The organism is Bartonella sp. AP150HLJHH (genome assembly GCF_042196385.1).
Lineage (GTDB): Bacteria > Pseudomonadota > Alphaproteobacteria > Rhizobiales > Rhizobiaceae > Bartonella.
The window spans coordinates 63,462-82,385 of record NZ_JBHIQC010000004.1 but is presented as its reverse complement, the minus strand read 5'-3'; the positions used below and the strand labels follow the sequence as shown (position 1 = coordinate 82,385).

The window sequence follows — 18,924 nt, the reverse complement described above, 5'->3', positions numbered from 1 at the left end:
AATTATTGATCAATTTATTCTTACGAATATGCATTTTAAATACAGAGGCTAAAATTGGAGATAAAGTAAAATTATTAAAAATATACAGTTTTTTTGCCATTTTTTAATCTATACGGGTATATTTAATAATGATAGACTCCTTTTGTAAACGTTCTTTATGAATGTATAAAGAACGTTGTGAATATATGTAATATTAAGTAAATATTCAGATTATGCTTTTTTACTGACTTTACAGAATCATAAGAGTGTCTTATTTGCACGACACGCAATTATTTTAATCGTTTCAAAAAAACAGGAGAGCATAGTGAATGCTGATGAAATAAAAAAACTTGATAATTATTTTAAAAATATATTCCAAAACTCAGCATTGCAAGTCAGAGCACGGCCTAAAAAGAGTGATTCTTGTGAGGTTTATATGGGAGATGAGTTTTTAGGCATTATCTATCGAGATGAAGATGAAGATGAGCTCTCCTATAATTTCTCAATGGCTATATTAGATATTGATTTAGAAAATTGATTCGTTATTCATAGTTGAATGAAGTCTTTTTTATCCCATAAGATTTATATAAGTTTTAACGCTTTAAAACTCGTATGGTTATTTCGTGCAATAATAAGATGGTCATGGATAATAATGCCTAATGCATTTGCTGCATCTTTTAATCTATATGTCATTGTTATATCTGCATTAGAGGGTGTGGAATCGCCAGAAGGGTGATTGTGGACTAAGATAAGTCCTGATGCGGATAACTCTAAAGCTCGAGAAATAACTTCACGAGGATAAACAGGGGTATGATCAATGGTTCCAGTTTGTTGCACCTCATCAGCAAGTAAGCCGTTTTTCTTATCAAGAAACAAAATACGAAATTGTTCACGTGTTTCGTGAGCCATAACAGCTTTACAATAAGCTAACACTTTATCCCATGATGAAAAAATATCGCGCTTAAACAATTGCGCACGAGCAAGACGTCCAGCAACATCTGAAATAATTTTTAAATCAACTGCAGTGGCGGGACCACATCCTGGAATTTCTTGAAGTCGGTGAATATCCGCTCCCAACACATCAGCTAATGAACCAAAACGTGCTATCAAATTTTTAGCTATGGGTTTTGTGTTTGCACGGGGTATTGTGCGAAAAAGCAATAATTCAAGATATTCATAATCTTCAATTGCATTTCCTTTTGACTTTAAATAGCGCTTCCGAAGACGTTCACGATGGCCTTGATAATGTTTATGAAGCTGTGCGTTTTTCTGAGGCTCTTCACTTTTTCTTTCTGATACTGGGGTGAGTGGAAAACTCGATGTTAATGCAAAGTGATTACTTTGAGTACCTTCTTTTTGATTTAATTTTTTAGCCATAACATCTCTACATTGCGTTAGGTATGGGAATTTGGAATATAAAAAATATTTTTAGGAGATTGTGTAAATATTTCATACCCTTCATTTGTAACACCAATTGTATGTTCATATTGTGCTGTCAGAGAGCGGTCACGGGTAACAGCAGTCCAACCGTCAGATAAAATCTTAACTTGTGGTTTACCAAGGTTAATCATAGGCTCAATTGTAAACATCATACCTTGTTTTAATTCAATTCCTTCTCCAGGATTTCCATAATGGAGGATATTGGGAGCATCATGAAAAAGTTGGCCGATACCATGTCCGCAAAAATCTCTCACAATTGAACAGCGTTCAGATTCTGCATACTGTTGAATGGCTGCTCCAATATCACCTGTCGTTGCTCCAGGCTTAACGACAGCGATTCCTTGCATAAGACTTTCATAGGTTATTTTTAGCAAGCGTTCTGCTGCACGCCTAATTTTTCCAACAGGATACATTCGGCTTGAATCCCCATGCCAACCATCAAGGATAAAGGTTACATCAACATTTACAATATCACCTTCTTGCAAAGGTCTTTTATTGGGAATGCCATGGCAGACAACGTGATTGATAGATGTACAGCATGAATGGCTGTATCCATGATAATTTAGATCAGCAGGAAGTGCTCCTCGCTTAGCTCCAAAAATAAATACAAAATCATCTATTTCTTGCGTAGTAACGCCCGGCTTAATAATATCTGTAAGCGCATCAAGGCATTCTGCAGCAATACGACCAACTTCACGCATTTTAGCAAAAGCATAATCATCGAAAATGCGGATTTTTCCATTAAATTTTAAAGGGATTTTATTATATTCGATATACTCAGTCATTGTTTCTTCTATTTTCTATTTTTACTCTCTGAATCGGAAAAATGCCTTCTACACTTACATGACACTTTACAGCATAACATTCTACTCCTGATTTTAATGCTAAATCAAACTTACGTCCATAGAGTGGATCAAGATCATGACAAATTGTAAAAGCTGAGCAATCTTCTCGTTGAATAATATAAAGCATAGCAGCTCGTTTTCCTTGTTGTACAACTCCTATGAGCTCATCAAGGTGACGTGCACCACGTTTTGTTTCGCTATCAGGAAATTCTGCTAATCCTTTCTGACGAATAAAATGAACATTTTTGACTTCTAGGTAACAATCAGGAAGAATGTCATCACGTAAAAGAAAGTCAATTCGTGATTGTGTCCCATAGCGTTGTTCTTTTAAAATTGTTTTATATCCATTTAATTCTGGTAGTAATCCGTTTTGAATTGCTTCTAACGCAAGTTTATTGGGTAAAGACGTATTAATGCCAACCAAAGTATTATCGGCTTCAATAATTTCTAATTGATAGGCATATTTTCGTTTGATGTTGTTATGATAAGAAAGCCAAATATTGGTATTGAAAGCTGTTAATCCAAGCATTGATCCTGTATTAGGTACAGACACGGTGAGGACATGCTGATCATCTTGTTGAACATCCGCAAGGAAACGTTTATAACGACGGATAAGCTTTGCAGGAAAAAGTTTGGGAATAAAGTGCATATCCCTTTTTTAGGATTTATGATTTCATAATTCAACTGAGATTATGATTTATAGGGGCTGTTCCCTATTAAAAAAGATAAAATTGATGTAAAAAACGCTACGATATCTTATATAAATTGTTATAAATTCCATCGTTCACTTTAATGGCTTTTAAAATTTATTATTAGGTTTAGAAACTATTATCTTTGAATGAAAAGATAGATTATCTATAATTTATTATTAAACAGCATTAGAGTATTGTGAAAAAGGTTTCGTAAAAATAGTGGAGAGGGAGATAGTTTAAGTGAAACTAGGTAAAATTGATGGCAGGAACGAATAGGAATCGTGAAAATTTAACAAATGGTCCCATTATTATTTTAGTTGAACCGCAGCTTCCTGAAAACATTGGTATGGTCGCAAGGGCAATGGCAAATTTTGGACTTTCTAAGCTTCGATTAGTCAATCCTCGAGAAATGTTTCCAAATGAAAAAGCTAGAGCTGCTGCAAGTAAAGCTGATCATGTCATTAACAATGCTGTGATTTTTAACACATTGCGTGATTCAATTGCAGATTTACACTATGTTTTTGCCACAACAGCACGTGAAAGATGTGGATTTAAAACTGTAAAAAGTGCTGTCGAAGCAGCAAGCGTATTACGTCAGCGTGAAAGTATCGGACATAAGACTGGGATTGTCTTTGGAAGAGAGAGATGGGGACTAGAAAATGATGAAATCAGCCTTGTTGATGAAATTATTACTTTTCCAGTTAATCCTGCTTTTGCGTCACTTAATATTGCGCAAGCGGTTCTTTTAATGTCTTACGAATGGATGAAAACTGGTTTAGAGAATGTCAGCGATACGGCATTTCGTGCAGCAGAGATGGAACCTGCAAATAAAACAATATTCCATGGTTTTTTATCTCAGTTAGAAGAGGCTTTGAATATCCGTGGGTATTTTAGACCACCAGAACGTAAAGAAGTAATGCTTGCAAATTTGCGCTCTGTTTTTACGCGCGCTAACTTTAGTGAACCTGAGGTTCGTTTATTGCGAGGCATTATATCTTCTTTGGATCATTTTTCGCCACAATATCCACGAGGGAGTAGAGCACCGGAAGAGCGTGATCGTAAAAAAATTAAAAATAAGTGTGAAAACTAATGGATGAACGACCTGTTCTTTTTTTTGATAGCGGTATTGGTGGTTTAACAGTATTCAGGGAAGCGCGTATTCTTATCCCTGACATGCAATTTATCTATGTTGCTGATGATGCAGGATTTCCTTATGGAAATTGGAAAGAAAATATTTTGAAAGAGCGTATTTTGAAGATTTTTAAAAATCTTTTAACACGTTACAATCCAGCTTTATGTGTGATTGCTTGCAACACTGTTTCTACACTGATGATAGCAGATTTACGACAGAATTTTCCTCATGTCCCTTTTGTAGGAACGGTTCCTGCAATTAAATCAGCTGCTGAACAAACAAAATCTGGTTTTATTTCCGTATTAGCGACTCCTGGAACAGTTAAACGTGCTTATACAAATGAATTAATTAACTCTTTTGCTGGACAGTGTCATGTTCAGCTTGTGGGAAGTAAAAAGCTAGCTGGACTTGCTGAAGATTATTTACGGGGAAAATCTATCGATTCAGAAGAGTTAAGAAAAGAAATCCTGCCATGTTTTGTGGAAAAAAATGGACAATATACGGATGTTATTGTTTTAGCCTGCACACATTATCCTTTTTTGATTAATTTCTTTCGTGATCATGCTTTATGGTCCGTTGAGTGGATTGATCCGGCAAAAGCGATCGCCAAACATATCAGATCTTTATTACCATTGTCGGGAAAGATACACCATCAATATATAAAGAAATATCAAGATTTTGCGTTATTGACATCGAAAAATATCACTTCTTTAACGGAGAATTTGTTTAAAGGATTTGGCTTAAAACTCATGAAAGGAGTTGACTTTGGGTTACGAGACCAATAATGATGATCTAGCTATTTTTTCAAGAAAATAGCATTAATTGACGTGTCCCGTGGATAACTTTGCATATTGATATGTTAAGGTATTCTGTCAGTCTTTAGTATTTAAAGGCAGAGGAGGGCGCGTTTCCTTGGGGTCTTAAGATCTCGTGTTTTATTTTATAAGGAAATGCGATGAGTAAACGCGAAACAACAAAGTATAAAATTGACCGTCGTATGGGAGAAAATATTTGGGGGCGTCCAAAATCTCCTGTCAATCGTCGTGATTATGGTCCAGGTCAGCATGGACAGCGTCGTAAAGGAAAACTTTCTGACTATGGGGTTCAGTTGCGCGCTAAACAGAAATTGAAAGGGTTTTATGGAGATATTTCAGAAAAACAATTTCATAAAACCTATGAAGAGGCAGCTCGTCGACGTGGCGATACTGGCGAAAATCTTATCGGTCTGTTAGAATCACGTTTGGATGCTGTTGTTTATCGTGCAAAATTCGTACCTACGATTTTTGCTTCTCGCCAATTTATCAATCACGGTCATGTTAATGTCAATGGGCGGCGCACAAACATTCAATCTTATCGTTGTAAACCCGGTGATGTTATTGAGGTTCGGGAAAAATCGAAACAACTTGTTTTAGTGTTAGAATCAGTGCAATTGGCAGAACGTGATGTCCCTGATTATATTGAAGCAGATCATAAACAGATGAAAGCAACATTTACACGTATTCCTGCTTTTGCAGATGTTCCTTATGCTGTGCAAATGGAACCTAATCTGGTTGTTGAATTTTATTCTCGATAATTTTTCTGTAAGAGAAATTGTTTCTCTCTTCTATTATGATAACTTCAAAATATTGTGTTATTCTTACAATATTTGAAGTTAATAAGTTCTTTTTGTAAATGGTTCTATATTAAGTTTATTGCTATGTTTTATAGTCATAAATTTGTATAGTTCCATTTCTTTTTTGTGTATCTAATTTATAAATTCAAAAAACATAAATATAAGCTTGCTTTAATATTTGTTTTTATCTTTGCAAAACGAACCGTTTATTGTGCAGGATATGGTATTATGAATGATGTTTCAGTTGAATATCAGGCAATAGAAGAAAACAAAGGGAGAGATGATCCTTTAATAAGCGAAGCAGATAATTGTCATCCAATGTTTCGTGTTGCTCCTTCAAGCGTAGAATTTAATAAATTGCGCAAACGGCTTTTACGTCATATGCGACAAGCTTTGGATGATTTTTCTATGCTCTCTACAGGGAAAAAATGGCTTGTTGCTTTATCGGGTGGAAAAGACTCTTATGGTTTATTAGCGCTTCTTTTAGACTTAAAGTGGCGAGGTCTTTTATCCGTTGAAATTCTAGCCTGTAATCTTGATCAAGGGCAACCAGGATTTCCTAAGCATATTCTTCCAGACTTTTTAAGTTCTTATAAAATTCCATATCGTATTGAATATCAGGATACTTATTCCATTGTTACAGATAAATTGGCAGAGTCGCAGACATATTGTTCACTTTGTTCTCGATTGCGACGTGGTAATCTCTATCGTATTGCACGTGAAGAGGAATGTTCTGCATTAGTTTTAGGTCATCATCGTGATGATGTTTTAGAAACATTTTTTATGAATTTGTTTCACGGTGGCCGATTAGCTGCCATGCCTGGAAAACTTAAAAATGATGAAGGAGATCTTTTTGTATTACGTCCTCTTGTTTATGCTGCTGAGGAAGATATGGAAAAATTTTCTCAAGAAATGCAATTTCCAATTATTCCTTGTAATCTTTGCGGTAGTCAAGATGGATTACAACGTAATGCAATGAAAGAAATGCTGAAAAATATAGAAAGACAAATGCCAGGACGTAAAGATACGATGATTCGCGCTTTAACAAATGTACGCCCAAGTCATTTGCTTGATAAGAAATTCTTTGATTTTAAAACGTGTTAATAAAAATTAGATATTTTTAAAATAAGTTTAAAGAGTTTAAGATAAGAGACTTATTTATAATGATAATTTATTTTTTTTCATTTAAATATCGTCAGATTGTTTTGTTTCAAATTCTCTTATATTGCTTCCATAAAAAACATCCGTTTGCATATCACAAAGGAAATTCTTGTGTGCATAAAACACTCTTGAAAAAAGTTTCCTTTCACTAACCAATGACTGTCGTAATATGAAAAATGGGAAAATAGTAAGGTTGTCGATTTGCTCTTTTGTTAATTAAAAATGGTGAGCCTTGTGGATTTTATTCTTTTGCGCCGCCGTCACCGCCATTTAAAGCTCATTTAAGGCATTAAATTAAGAGAATATATAACTGCTTGGTATTTTGGGAGTGTATAGCAAACATTCAGAGTAAGGATTGCTCGTAAATTCTCATGAAGTAAGTCACATGATCGGTTCTTGTTATGAAAAGTCGCTTTTTTATAAACCAATGCTGATAGAAATCTTCATCATTGAGGACAGGGAAGGAGTTAAATTTTAAACTGCTATACCATAAAGGTCATAGGCATCCGATTGTTCGATTTTAACGGTGACAAATTCACCAACACGCAGTGGGCGTCGTGATGATATATGGACAACACCATCTATTTCTGGAGCATCGTACTGACTACGTCCTTTGGCAACTTTTCCTTGACTTTCATCGATAAGCACTCGGAGTCTTTTTCCAATTTTTTTCTTTAAAAGATGTGTAGAAATTTGTTGTTGTTTTGCCATAAAACGATGCCAGCGGTTTTCTTTCACCTCTTCAGGAATATTTTCTAATCCCAAATCATTTGCGGCAGCTCCTTTTACTTCTTCATATTTAAAGCACCCCGCGCGTTCAATTTTTGCTTCTTCTAGCCATTCTAGAAGTATATTAAAATCTTCATTCGTTTCACCAGGAAAACCAACGATAAATGTTGATCGCAAAGTAAGATCTGGACATATTTTCCGCCATTTTTCAATTCTACGGTTTGTTTTTTCCATAAGTGCGGGACGCTTCATGTGACGCAAAACAGTTGGTGATGCATGCTGAAAAGGTATATCCAGATAAGGAAGAATTTTTTTTGCAGCCATAAGTTCGATAACTTCATCAACATGGGGATAAGGATAAACGTAATGCATACGTACCCAAATACCCATATCGCCTAGTTCGCGACAAAGATCAAAGAATTTAGTTTTGATTGTACGATCTTTCCAAGAATTTTCGAGATATTTAAGATCAACACCATAAGCACTCGTATCCTGTGAAATAACCAAAAGTTCTTTTACACCCGCTTGCACGAGTTTTTCAGCTTCACGAAGAACATCGCTGATGGGACGTGAAGTGAGATCACCACGCAAAGTAGGGATGATACAAAAACTACACCGATTAGAGCATCCTTCAGAAATCTTTAAGTAGGCGTAATGGCGAGGTGTTAAACGAATACCTTGGGGAGGAACTAAATCAAGAAAAGGATCATGAACAGGAGGAATTGCTGTATGAACAGCTTCTATAACGCTTTCATAAGCTTGCGGTTTTGTAATAGCCAATACATTAGGATATGTTTGGCGAATAGCATCAGGATCAGCACCAAGACACCCTGTTACAATAACTTTTCCATTTTTTTTAAGAGCTTCATCAATATTGGCTAATGATTCTCTCCTTGCCGAGTCAAGAAAACCACAGGTATTCACAATAACGACATCAGCTCCTTGATGTTGACGTGAAATCTCATACCCTTCAGAGCGAAGGCGTGTAATAATTCGCTCAGAATCTACGAGTGCTTTTGGGCATCCGAGGGAGACAAAACTAATACGAGGTGCTACCATGATGATCCTACAATTACTATGAATGATTGAGTTGCGCTTTTATTAATTTAAAAATAATGTTCTTTATTTTTATACCTATGCAATACAATCTGTTACAAAGTTATTTGATTTTTTTCTACAAAATTTTATGTGTTTTTATGCATGCATACAATTTTGTCTTATTATATCGTAAAATTCCGTTATTGAGGATGATGATATAAGACAGCTTCCTTCAAAGCATTTAAGTTCTTTTCAAAGTACGTGGTGAATATTTTAAAACTTACTTGTCAAGCCTTGCATTAAGTGAAGAACATGGAGGGAAGGGAAAGTGAAACCCGCTCGATAAGGATCTGGATTGTTTATAAACCGAATTGGGGGCATCCTTTGGCTGTGGAGAAGAAGTCAATTGCGTGTGGCACAATAAAAAAAATACTCAATAGCTTCTTACTGCGATATCTATCGCGTACTATAAGGTTTATTTTTTAATATTTGCGAATAAGTCCGGTAAGTTTTCCTTGTATTTCTATACGCTCGGATTCGTATGTCCGTACTTCATAATGAGGATTTGCGGCTTCTAATGCAATAGAAGCTCCTTTGCGTCGATAACGTTTTAATGTGGCTTCTTTTTTATCAATAAACGCAACAATAATTTCACCTGTTATTGCTGTATTTTGACGTTTTACAATGATCGTATCTTTATCAAAGATACCAGCCTCCATCATAGAATCATCTTTAACTTCTAATGCGTAGTGCTCACCTGTATTAACCATATCGAGTGGAAGAGAAAGGCTGTTTATTTGTTGCAGTATAGCAGAGGCGGGTACGCTTGCAGAAATACGTCCCATAATAGGAATGGTGATATTTTTTTTTTCTTCTTCATCAAAGGGACTCAAGCTTTTTGATATTTCCCTTTTATTTCTTTCTATTATACTGGGAGAAATTTTACGTGCTAAAGAAAGGTTAAATGTTATTTTCTCAGGAAGTCGAATCACCTCCACAGCACGAGCACGATTGGGCAAACGACGTATAAAACCTCTTTGTTCTAAGGCTATAATGAGCTTATGAATACCAGACTTTGAAGAAAGCTCTAATGCATTTTTCATTTCTTCAAAAGAAGGAGGAACACCAGTTTCTTTTATATGGTTATGAATAAACAAGAGTAGCTCATACTGTTTACATGTTAGCATTCAATATTCCAATCAAAATAATAAAAATTAGTAAAGTAAAAATACATGTATATATAACACTTTTACAATTTTTATCGCCAAATCAAAATTATTTTCTTTGTTTTTGATCTTATCGTTTAATAAAGCAATATTTTTATTTATAGATATATTTAAATTATTATTTATATAGCTATATAGCTACATTAATATTAAATAATGTATAAAATACTTTATAGTTCTGACTGAATTATATAACACCAAATTTTATGACCAGTATTATCCTTTTCTTCTAAAAATATATCTACATGTTTTGTAATTTCTGATATAAAAAAGTTAAATAGAAGGCATTCTATATATTTAGAACTCTCTATGGGTATTTAAAATCATTTTACATACTGCATATTATTTCTGCTTTTTTATTCTTAGTAAAATTATCTACAGCTCTAATAGTGAGCACAATTTATAGTCATTCGGGATATTTTCAATGAGACTAAATTTTGCTTCATATCTACTTTATTCTATAGGATAAATTGGCTTTCGTTATATATTCATTATGCATAAATAAAATTATACTCTCAAAATGCCATTGTTGCTCATTGTTCCATTTTCAGGTCTAACGTGTCAACTGCTATATACTATTTTCATGAACCCTAATGTTACGATAAATTTTGATTATTGAAAGGAGGCATAAAAGGTATTTTCATTTCTTTTTTATAGTTTTATTCTCTCACTTATATTGGTCAAGAAAATGCTTTTTATTGTTTCAATATAAAAAAGATTTGAAATGAGATAAGCTTACAGTATTTGAGACTTCTCACTCAAGTGAAAAATAATAAATTATTATAAATCAATATATTATCTTATAAAGCTGTATTCATATTTGAAAATTAAACACTAAAATATAAAGATATAAAAATAATATTATAATAAAAGGTATTTTTTCTTCTCTACCCATTATGCTCAACAACCCATGTGAGGGGAAGGGGGTATTGCTCATAATTTTAACGCTTCGAATCTATGCAATATTTTGCAGTGAAATTTTTCCTTTATTGAAACTTCAAAAAGAAGATTAAAGAGTACTTATACAATGATGAAGTAAAGGGGCGAAAACGGAAAATTATTGATAACTGAAGAAAATAATAATATTTTTTCCAAAAGGTGTTGACCAAATGGAAAGTCAACCGTATGTTCCCTTCACTTTCTGCAAACTAGATAGCTTGTGTGAGAGCGCGTAGCTCAGCTGGTAGAGCAACTGACTTTTAATCAGTAGGTCCAGGGTTCGAATCCCTGCGCGCTCACCAAATTTAAATTAATATCAATAGGCTATAAAAAATTTAAGAATCTTTCTTGTTTTTATTCTTTTTGAAGTTTTTTGTTGATTCTATAACCTGTCATTTTCTATCAGCTGTTTTGAAATAGAGCGATGCTATGCTGTCTCCTGTCCAACAAAAAAGAGCTTTAAGATTACGATAGGATTGTACCTGCGTTGGCAGCACATGTGGTTTCTAATTTTCTCAATCTATAGGTTGATTTTTTAATACCCACTGCATTACATGATTCGCAAAACAAGTTGCTAAAATCATCACTTATTCACACTTTATATTATGAAATGACTTTTCTATAAGATGTTGATTTATTTAATTTTTACTCTTTTTAACATCTACTATAGTACATTTATTTCTTATGAAGATCATAAAAAGGTTAACAATACGTTAATTTCTTGATAGAAGGGGCCAATTCAAGAGTGGTATATGCGCGAGGGGAATCATTTAAAAACGTAAATTCTTCCGTTGCGTACAAAGAGCGTGACGTGGTTTTTACAGTAGTACTTAACAGAAATAAGTGGACTGAATAGATGCCTTCAAATAGAAAAAAGAAATTTACTTTTATGATTAAACCAACACTTCAATTGTTTTCTATGATCGTCATTTCTCAGTCACTGGTATCTTGTTGCGCAAGCCAAACTATGAATTTTTCAATAAAAGATTCCTATCATAATAAACCAATTAACGTAAACACTTCTGTACTACCTCAACAAGTATCTAATAAGAAGAATCAATCGGAAGAAAAAAAGCGTGGACGAGCGATTGTTGGTAAACCTTATCAAATAAAAGGAAAGTGGTATTATCCTCAAAGTGATCCAACTTATAAACGTGTTGGCGAAGCATCATGGTATGGTTCAGATTTTCATGGACGTTTAACTGCCAACGGTGAAATTTATGACATGAATCTTTTGACTGCTGCTCATCCTACAATGCCTTTACCTAGCTATGCTCGTGTTACTAATTTGAAAAATGGGTCTTCAATCGTTGTTAGAGTGAATGATCGCGGACCTTTTATGAAAGACAGAATCATTGATTTATCAAGGCAAGCTGCGGCAATATTGGGGTATGTAGATAGGGGGGTCGCAGATGTTAAAGTAGAATATATTGCTGAAGCACCTGTTGGCTATTATGATGCTGCATATTTAATGTCCTCTTATACTCCTGGAAATGCTGCCCCATATTCATTAGCGTCGGAAAATGTTGCGAAAAAAAGAGAAACTGTTTTGTTAAAAGAGCAGCGCAATACAAGGAACAAAAAAGAATTAGCTAAAGCAGCTGCTGTTGAACAAGAACAACGTAATAAAACTGTTGCAGTTAAATTGCCAGAAATTGGTCCTATCATGGTTGATAAGCCGATACCATTCGATCAAGTTGCTTCTATAAATAAGCTAAACAAAAAAACAAAGGTTAATTGGCTACAACTGTTTTAAGAAAAAATGCATTGATTTTTTATCTATATAATTTTCTAGTAAAAAAGGTAAGAAATTACGGATTTAGTGTAGGATTTTTATCTTAAAGCGCTTTGTCCTTTTCAAAAAGCGTGGTTGGGTTCTATTATTATAAATTCAGTACGGCCTTTCCACTCCATTGCTGGTCTATTCGTCGTTTTATGATATTGCTTGCTTAATAAAGCGTGTACTTTTCTTGCTGTAATAGCTTTTGCTAGACGAAGGTAAATTATTGTGTCAGTCTGTTTGTGTAATCTCTAAAACAACTTGTACAATCGATTTGAGATGAATAAAAAGCTTAACAAGTAAAAAAATATTTTCTTTTGATTCGGCCTTGCATCTTACTAAAGTATCTACGGTAATATCTTATGAAAAGATTATGCATTATCTCATGCTTTTGTTTATCATGTTCTTTAATGGAGTAAGTTCCCTCACGAAAAACAGAGCGTCTCAAACAAAATACACTTACATTGCCAATTCATGGACTTATTTAAAAGAGACATACTTTAACACGCTACAAGCCTATTTTGCGACAGCGCCTGTGAATGGTATAACTGTTAACGCCTTTAGACATCAGCATCTTTACTCTTATGAAGATATAAATCGACACCATCATACACTTTGCAAGCCCCCAATGTTTTGTGCGATAATTCTTAACACTTGAGAGGTTTATAAGAAGTATTTTTACTCTCTTTTTTAATAATTTTTATCCATATACGAACCCTACTTATGACCCGTAAGTAAGCGATTTTTAATGAATTCAATATGAGAAGAGGGGATGAGAGAATCTTACAGTATTTTGAGTTAGCTTCAATTTTAAAATGATAATTTATCATAACAAATCAAAATACTATCAATAAAAATAGGAAAAAATCTTTTGTCTCTCATACATTTAAAATGTTAAATTGAACCTACATGGAAGATAAAAAACGTGTCATATTATTTTTTCTAAAGCTAAATGAAAATAAAATCTTTTTATGAGTTGTAAATAATTCCTCAATTTTCAGAAATCAAAAAGTTTTTTCCTATATAAGATTCTTTATGTTGATCTTTGGGATGGGAGGAGCAGCTATGTATACAGCATTAAGGATCTTATTGATATTATGGGGAGTATTGGCATTTGATACGTGGGGGAGAGCACAAGATTTTCAAACTCCCGCATCACAACTGTTATTACTCGATGATGATACAGAGACAATACTTTATGAAAAACAAAGTGATATTCCTTTTTTTCCTGCTTCATTAGTAAAATTGATGACAGCAGAAGTTGTATTTCATCAATTAAAAAAAGGATTATTAAAAAGTACGCAGAAATTCAAGGTCAGTGAAAATGCTTGGCGCAAAGGTGGAGCACCTTCCGGTACAACCACTATGTTTGCAAAGATAAAGACAGAAATCAGTGTTTCTGATCTTTTACGTGGTTTAATTATTGTGAATGGAAATGATGCTGCTATTATTCTTGCTGAAGGAATATCAGGACATGAAGATCATTTTGTAAAACTGATGAATCAGCGCGCAAAAATAATCGGATTATCTCAGAGTCATTTTGTTAATGCTACAGGGCTACCGGAAGAGGGACAATTTGTAACTGTGCGTGATATGATTATATTAGCACGTCATATTGTTCAGGAATATCCGGATTATTATGCACTTTATTGTGAGCCTCATTTTACATGGAATAATATTTTTCAACGTAATAAAAACCCTCTTATTTCTAAGGAAATTGGTGTAGAAGGATTTGGTTTTGGCTACAGTGAAAAAGAAGGTTTTTCAATGGTTGCCACCATTTCTAAAAATCATCGACGGCTTTTTTTAGCAATCAATGGTTTGCAAGATGGTAAAAAATATACAAAAGAAATAGAACGCATTCTTCAATGGGGGATGACGGCATTTGATCTCAAAACAATTTTCACAAAAGAAGAAACGGTTGGTCGTGCTTCTGTTTACGGTGGTAAGAAAAATTTTGTTCCACTCATTGTTAAAACACCGATAAGTTTTATGCTTTCCAATGAAAAAGAAGTTAATGTTAAAGCAAAAATTAAATATCATGGTCCATTGAAAGCCCCCATCGTTTCAGGGCAATCCGTTGGCGTTATTCAAATTCTAGAAGATAATAAGGTTCTTTTGGAAAAACCAGTTTTTGCTGAAGTGAATGTTCAGAAAGGAAGTTTCTTTACAAAAGTAAAAGATGCATTCTATGAAATAACAATTGGATGGTTACGGAAATATTTGTAGTTACGCGCTAATAAGGTTAAGGTCATACGTGTCAGGTTATTTTATTACATTCGAAGGAGGGGAGGGGGTAGGAAAAACGGTGCAGATTTCTTTACTTGCTGAGTCTCTCTCTCACCAAGGTTATGATGTTGTTACAACACGAGAACCAGGAGGAACGCCAGGAGCAGAAGCAATCCGGCATATTTTGTTGTCGGGGCAGGCGCGACAGTATGGACCGTTGATTGAAGCTGTTTTGTTTACAGCTGCACGTGTCGACCATTTTCATGAAGTTATTGCACCTTCTTTGCAAAAAGGTAAAATCGTTTTATGTGACCGCTTTATTGATTCTACACGCGTTTATCAAGGACTCAATAATAGAGTCAGTTCTTCTCTTCTTTCTGTTTTAGAGTGTATTGCGCTCAATGGTATTTTGCCTCATTTAACATTTTTATTAGATATGCCAGCAATGTGTAGTATGAAGCGTGCAAATTTGCGAAGAAAAAAAACAGAAGAAATTGATTATTTTGAAAAAGATCAGTTGGAAATTCAAGAACAAAGACGTCAGGCTTTTCTTCAATTGGCCAAACAAGAACCCCATAGATTTCGAGTCATTGATGCCACTGGCTCAGTGGAAGCTATTGCTCATCAAATAAAAAATATTTGTCATCAGGTATTGTTGGATCAGCTTTCATGAGTAATTTAAATACCTTACGCCAATATGATGATATTGATACAATTTTATCACCATCCCAGAACAATGTTATCTTTGGTCATGAGGATGTGCGTCATTTTTTGACACAAATGCTTAAAGAAGAGCGTTTGCATCATGCATTATTATTTGAAGGAGAATACGGGATTGGAAAGGCTACATTAGCCTTTCATCTTGCTTGGAACATTTTAAGTTTTCAACAGAGTTCTTTCTTCAAACCCGATCCTTATTCTACCCCATGGCGCCAAATTACACAAGGAAGTCACCCTGGTCTTTTGTATATTTCACGTCGATTTGATGTGAAAACGCAAAAGTTTAAAACAGGAATACTCGTTGATGATATCCGTGATATTATGCATTTTTTAAGTCGAACATCGCAAGATAATGGATGGCGTATTGTTATTATTGATTCTGCAGATGATATGAATAGAAATGCAGCAAATGCAATTCTCAAAATACTTGAAGAACCACCTACAAAAACGTTATTTGTTATTATCGCACATTCTTCAGGAAAATTGCTTCCAACAATCCATTCACGGTGTCAAAAAATTTCTTTTCGTCCGTTGAATAACGATGAAATGAAAAAAGTTATTATACATATTTTCGCCGATCAGGATTTACCTGATGAAAAAACAATTGAAATGATTATTAAAAAATCTAAAGGAAGCCCTCGAAAAGCCGCTTTACTTATTTGCCATGGCGGTCTTGAAATTATTAAAACAATTGATGCTCTCCTAGAGAAACCTGTTTGTAACGCAACAATTGTACATACTCTTGCACAAACATTTTCATCTGCTTCTTCTACATTCCAATTTCAACAATTTTGTGATGAAATTCTTAATAAAATTCAAAAAAAAGCTATCATGCTCGTTGAAAAGGGAGACTTATTTCTCTCAAAAAAATATGCGGAAAAATGGCAGGAGATTCATCAAGAAATAGAGGAAATACAACTGTTTAATCTCGATAAAAAGCAGTTTGTTATTAACTTACTTTTTAAAGTTCATAAGATCATTCATGAGAATTAGTTTTTCCGTGACAATGCGATGAACAAGCGTTATGTCATTATATCTTCTATTTATAGCGTTTTACAACGAGTATGACATGCGTGACACATATTACATAACAACTCCCATTTTTTATCCTAATGGTGCTCCACATATTGGACATGCTTATAGTGCCATTGCAAGCGATGTTTTAGCCCGCTTTCAACGGTTAAACGGAAAAAATGTATTTTTTCTTTCTGGTACAGATGAGCATGGTCTCAAGATGCAACAAACCGCAGCTGCATTAGGCATGACACCTCAGCAACTTGCAGATCGTAATAGTGCGGTGTTTCAAAAAATGCTTGCAGTATTAAATTGTTCTAACGATGATTTTATCCGTACGACAGAAGAACGCCATTATCAAGCTTGTCAAGAAATTTGGAAAAAGATGGAAGCAAATGGCGATATTTATCTCGGTCGTTATACGGGGTGGTATTCGGTTCGCCAAGAAGCCTATTATGAAGAAAAAGATACGGAAATTGGAGCAGACAACATCCGTCGTGAGAAAGAATTAGGCTCTCCAGTTGAATGGAATGAAGAAGAAAGTTATTTTTTTAGACTTTCTCATTATGAAAAGGCTCTTCTTGAATATTATGAAAAACATCCTGATTTTATTGCTCCATTTGAGCGGCGTAATGAAATTATAAGTTTTATCAAATCAGGTTTAAAAGATATCTCTATTTCACGCGCAAGTTTTAACTGGGGAATTGCTGTTCCTGAGAATCCAAAGCACGTGATGTATGTCTGGGTTGATGCGCTTACAAATTATCTATCAGCAATAGGTTTTTTCAATGAAAATTCAAAAAAACGTGATTTTTGGCCTGCAAATACGCATATTATTGGTAAGGATATTATTCGTTTTCATGCAGTCTATTGGCCGGCATTTTTAATGTCTGCTGGAATTGAATTGCCTAAAAATATTTTTGCACATGGTTTTTTACTTAATCGTGGTGCAAAAATGTCAAAATCTATTGGAAATGTCGTTGATCCTTTTGAAATGGTTGATCATTATGGTCTTGATCAGGTCCGTTATTTCCTTCTCCGTGAAGTGCCATTCGGACAAGATGGTAGTTATAGTCATGAAAGCCTTGTGAACCGTATTAATGCTGATCTTGCTAACGATCTTGGTAATTTAGCACAGCGCTGTTTGTCTATGATTGCCAAAAATTGTAATGCACAAGTCCCGAAACCAGCTTCATTTTTAGCTCAAGATAAACAGCTTTTAGAACAATCTCTTCAAGTACTTGAAACTGTACACCAAGCTATGTCTTCTTATAGTATGCATTTAGCACTTTCAGCTATTTTTTCAATTGTAGCAGATGCCAATCGCTATTTTGCCAACGAACAACCTTGGAGTTTACGTAAAAACGATCGAGAACGATTTTCTACAGTTCTTTATATAACTGTAGAAATCTTGCGGAGAATAGGAATTATGCTTTTGCCTTTCATACCCCAATCAGCAGCGAAACTTCTTGATAGCCTTGCGGTTGCTGAAGATGATCGGTTATTGTATCATATAAGTCATTCAAAAATTCAAGAAGGGCTTGATCTTCCACCACCAGAACCAATTTTTCCTCGTTATATCTTGAAGAAAGAAGATACTCATCATGTTGATTGATACACATTGTCATCTTGATTTTGAAGACTTTTCACAAGATTTGGATAATGTTATCCAACGGGCTTTAGATGCTGACGTTAAACGTATGATAACAATTTCAACCCATGTTCATAAGTTAGATAAACTGTTAGCCATTGCGCAAAGCTATGATCAAGTCTTTTGTTCCGTTGGAACACACCCCAATCATGCGCATGAAGAACAAAATATTACAGCGGAAGAGCTTATACAGCTCTCGAATCACCCTAAAATTGTTGCGTTTGGGGAAGGGGGGCTTGATTATCATTATGATTATTCTACTCCAGAAGAGCAAAAGAAAGTTTTTCATGAACATATCATTGCTTCTCGAGAAACACAGATTCCTCTTGTTATACATTCACGCAATGCCGATATCGATATGGAGAAAATATTACGTGAACAGATAAAAGAAGGAGCTTTTCCCTTTATCCTTCATTGTTATTCGTCTGGAATGCAACTTGCTCGTGCTGGAATTGAACTTGGTGGTTATATTTCTTTTTCAGGTATTCTTACTTTTAAAAACGCACTTGAAATCCGTGAAATAGCAAAAATTGTGCCCCATGAGCATTTGTTAGTGGAAACAGATGCTCCATTCTTAGCACCTAGTCCCCATCGGGGAAAAACAAATGAACCATCTTTTGTATGTTATACAGCAGCTGTTTTGGCTGAAACAATTGGCTTAAGCATTGAAGAAATAGCTCAAATAACAACGCGTAATGCTTTTCGTTTATTTAGCAAAATGAAATAAGGCAAAAGAT

Annotated in this window: 15 protein-coding genes, 1 tRNA gene and 2 pseudogenes; 12 read left to right on the top strand and 6 right to left on the bottom strand. The window is 34.5% G+C overall.

Annotated features, from left to right (window positions below; genetic code table 11):
- Nucleotides 1-304 precede the first annotated feature (304 nt).
- Complete coding sequence (locus ACFING_RS03260) at nucleotides 305-517, top strand: DUF3126 family protein (protein ID WP_375621268.1); 213 nt, start codon at nucleotides 305-307, stop codon at nucleotides 515-517.
- A gap of 44 nt (nucleotides 518-561) precedes the next feature.
- Here ACFING_RS03260 and radC read toward each other — a convergent pair whose 3' ends face one another.
- From radC to sfsA, 3 genes are read right to left on the bottom strand one after another with little or no spacing between them, the layout of a single operon-like run.
- Nucleotides 562-1,356, bottom strand: coding sequence for a DNA repair protein RadC (gene radC / locus ACFING_RS03255; protein WP_375621267.1), 795 nt, complete (start codon nucleotides 1,354-1,356; stop codon nucleotides 562-564).
- 17 nt (nucleotides 1,357-1,373) lie between these two features.
- Nucleotides 1,374-2,204: a type I methionyl aminopeptidase gene (map, locus tag ACFING_RS03250; RefSeq protein ID WP_375629859.1), complete on the bottom strand. Its 831-nt coding sequence runs from the start codon at nucleotides 2,202-2,204 to the stop codon at nucleotides 1,374-1,376.
- Nucleotides 2,197-2,913 carry a DNA/RNA nuclease SfsA gene (gene sfsA / locus ACFING_RS03245; protein WP_375611922.1) on the bottom strand — a complete coding sequence of 239 codons (717 nt, stop codon included), beginning with the start codon at nucleotides 2,911-2,913 and terminating at the stop codon, nucleotides 2,197-2,199. The genes map and sfsA overlap by 8 nt, the downstream gene beginning before the upstream one ends.
- Before the next feature lie 302 nt (nucleotides 2,914-3,215).
- On the opposite strand from sfsA, the pseudogene ACFING_RS03240 reads away from it, so the two are divergent.
- From ACFING_RS03240 to ttcA, 4 genes and pseudogenes are all read left to right on the top strand, one after another.
- Nucleotides 3,216-4,053 (top strand): annotated as a pseudogene (locus tag ACFING_RS03240) (RNA methyltransferase).
- Entirely contained in the window at nucleotides 4,046-4,873 is an 828-nt protein-coding gene (murI, locus tag ACFING_RS03235) for a glutamate racemase (protein WP_375629857.1), read from the top strand. The pseudogene ACFING_RS03240 and the gene murI overlap by 8 nt, the downstream one beginning before the upstream one ends.
- A gap of 170 nt (nucleotides 4,874-5,043) precedes the next feature.
- Nucleotides 5,044-5,661, top strand: coding sequence for a 30S ribosomal protein S4 (gene rpsD / locus ACFING_RS03230; protein ID WP_273722651.1), 618 nt, complete (start codon nucleotides 5,044-5,046; stop codon nucleotides 5,659-5,661).
- Between the two features lie 267 nt (nucleotides 5,662-5,928).
- On the top strand, nucleotides 5,929-6,804 hold the full coding sequence (gene ttcA / locus ACFING_RS03225; RefSeq protein WP_375629854.1) for a tRNA 2-thiocytidine(32) synthetase TtcA: 876 nt from the start codon (nucleotides 5,929-5,931) through the stop codon (nucleotides 6,802-6,804).
- 531 nt (nucleotides 6,805-7,335) lie between these two features.
- Here the strand turns inward: ttcA and rimO are convergent.
- Complete coding sequence (rimO, locus tag ACFING_RS03220) at nucleotides 7,336-8,649, bottom strand: 30S ribosomal protein S12 methylthiotransferase RimO (RefSeq protein WP_375629851.1); 1,314 nt, start codon at nucleotides 8,647-8,649, stop codon at nucleotides 7,336-7,338.
- 461 nt (nucleotides 8,650-9,110) lie between these two features.
- Complete coding sequence (lexA, locus tag ACFING_RS03215) at nucleotides 9,111-9,815, bottom strand: transcriptional repressor LexA (RefSeq protein ID WP_375611918.1); 705 nt, start codon at nucleotides 9,813-9,815, stop codon at nucleotides 9,111-9,113.
- A gap of 1,204 nt (nucleotides 9,816-11,019) precedes the next feature.
- Here lexA and ACFING_RS03210 point away from each other — a divergent pair.
- Nucleotides 11,020-11,095 (top strand) — tRNA-Lys (locus tag ACFING_RS03210).
- 90 nt (nucleotides 11,096-11,185) lie between these two features.
- On the opposite strand, the pseudogene ACFING_RS03205 reads toward ACFING_RS03210, so the two are convergent.
- Nucleotides 11,186-11,372: pseudogene (locus tag ACFING_RS03205) on the bottom strand (hypothetical protein); the annotation flags it as partial.
- A 277-nt stretch (nucleotides 11,373-11,649) separates the two neighbouring features.
- Between ACFING_RS03205 and ACFING_RS03200 the strand changes: the two are divergent.
- From ACFING_RS03200 to ACFING_RS03175, 6 genes are all read left to right on the top strand, one after another.
- On the top strand, nucleotides 11,650-12,549 hold the full coding sequence (locus ACFING_RS03200; RefSeq protein ID WP_375629847.1) for a septal ring lytic transglycosylase RlpA family protein: 900 nt from the start codon (nucleotides 11,650-11,652) through the stop codon (nucleotides 12,547-12,549).
- 1,089 nt (nucleotides 12,550-13,638) lie between these two features.
- Entirely contained in the window at nucleotides 13,639-14,802 is a 1,164-nt protein-coding gene (locus ACFING_RS03195) for a D-alanyl-D-alanine carboxypeptidase family protein (RefSeq protein WP_375629844.1), read from the top strand.
- Between the two features lie 28 nt (nucleotides 14,803-14,830).
- The gene (gene tmk / locus ACFING_RS03190) at nucleotides 14,831-15,475 is read left to right on the top strand and encodes a dTMP kinase (protein ID WP_375629841.1); all 645 of its coding nucleotides are present in this window, start codon (nucleotides 14,831-14,833) and stop codon (nucleotides 15,473-15,475) included.
- The gene (locus ACFING_RS03185; RefSeq protein ID WP_375621258.1) at nucleotides 15,472-16,515 is read left to right on the top strand and encodes a DNA polymerase III subunit delta'; all 1,044 of its coding nucleotides are present in this window, start codon (nucleotides 15,472-15,474) and stop codon (nucleotides 16,513-16,515) included. Before tmk ends, ACFING_RS03185 begins: the two co-directional genes overlap by 4 nt.
- A 76-nt stretch (nucleotides 16,516-16,591) precedes the next feature.
- A complete protein-coding gene (gene metG, locus ACFING_RS03180; protein WP_375629838.1) occupies nucleotides 16,592-18,151 on the top strand; it encodes a methionine--tRNA ligase in 1,560 nt (519 codons plus the stop codon).
- Nucleotides 18,141-18,914 (top strand): TatD family hydrolase, encoded by a 774-nt coding sequence (locus ACFING_RS03175; RefSeq protein WP_375629835.1) that lies wholly within the window; start codon nucleotides 18,141-18,143, stop codon nucleotides 18,912-18,914. The genes metG and ACFING_RS03175 overlap by 11 nt, the downstream gene beginning before the upstream one ends.
- Nucleotides 18,915-18,924 lie beyond the last annotated feature (10 nt).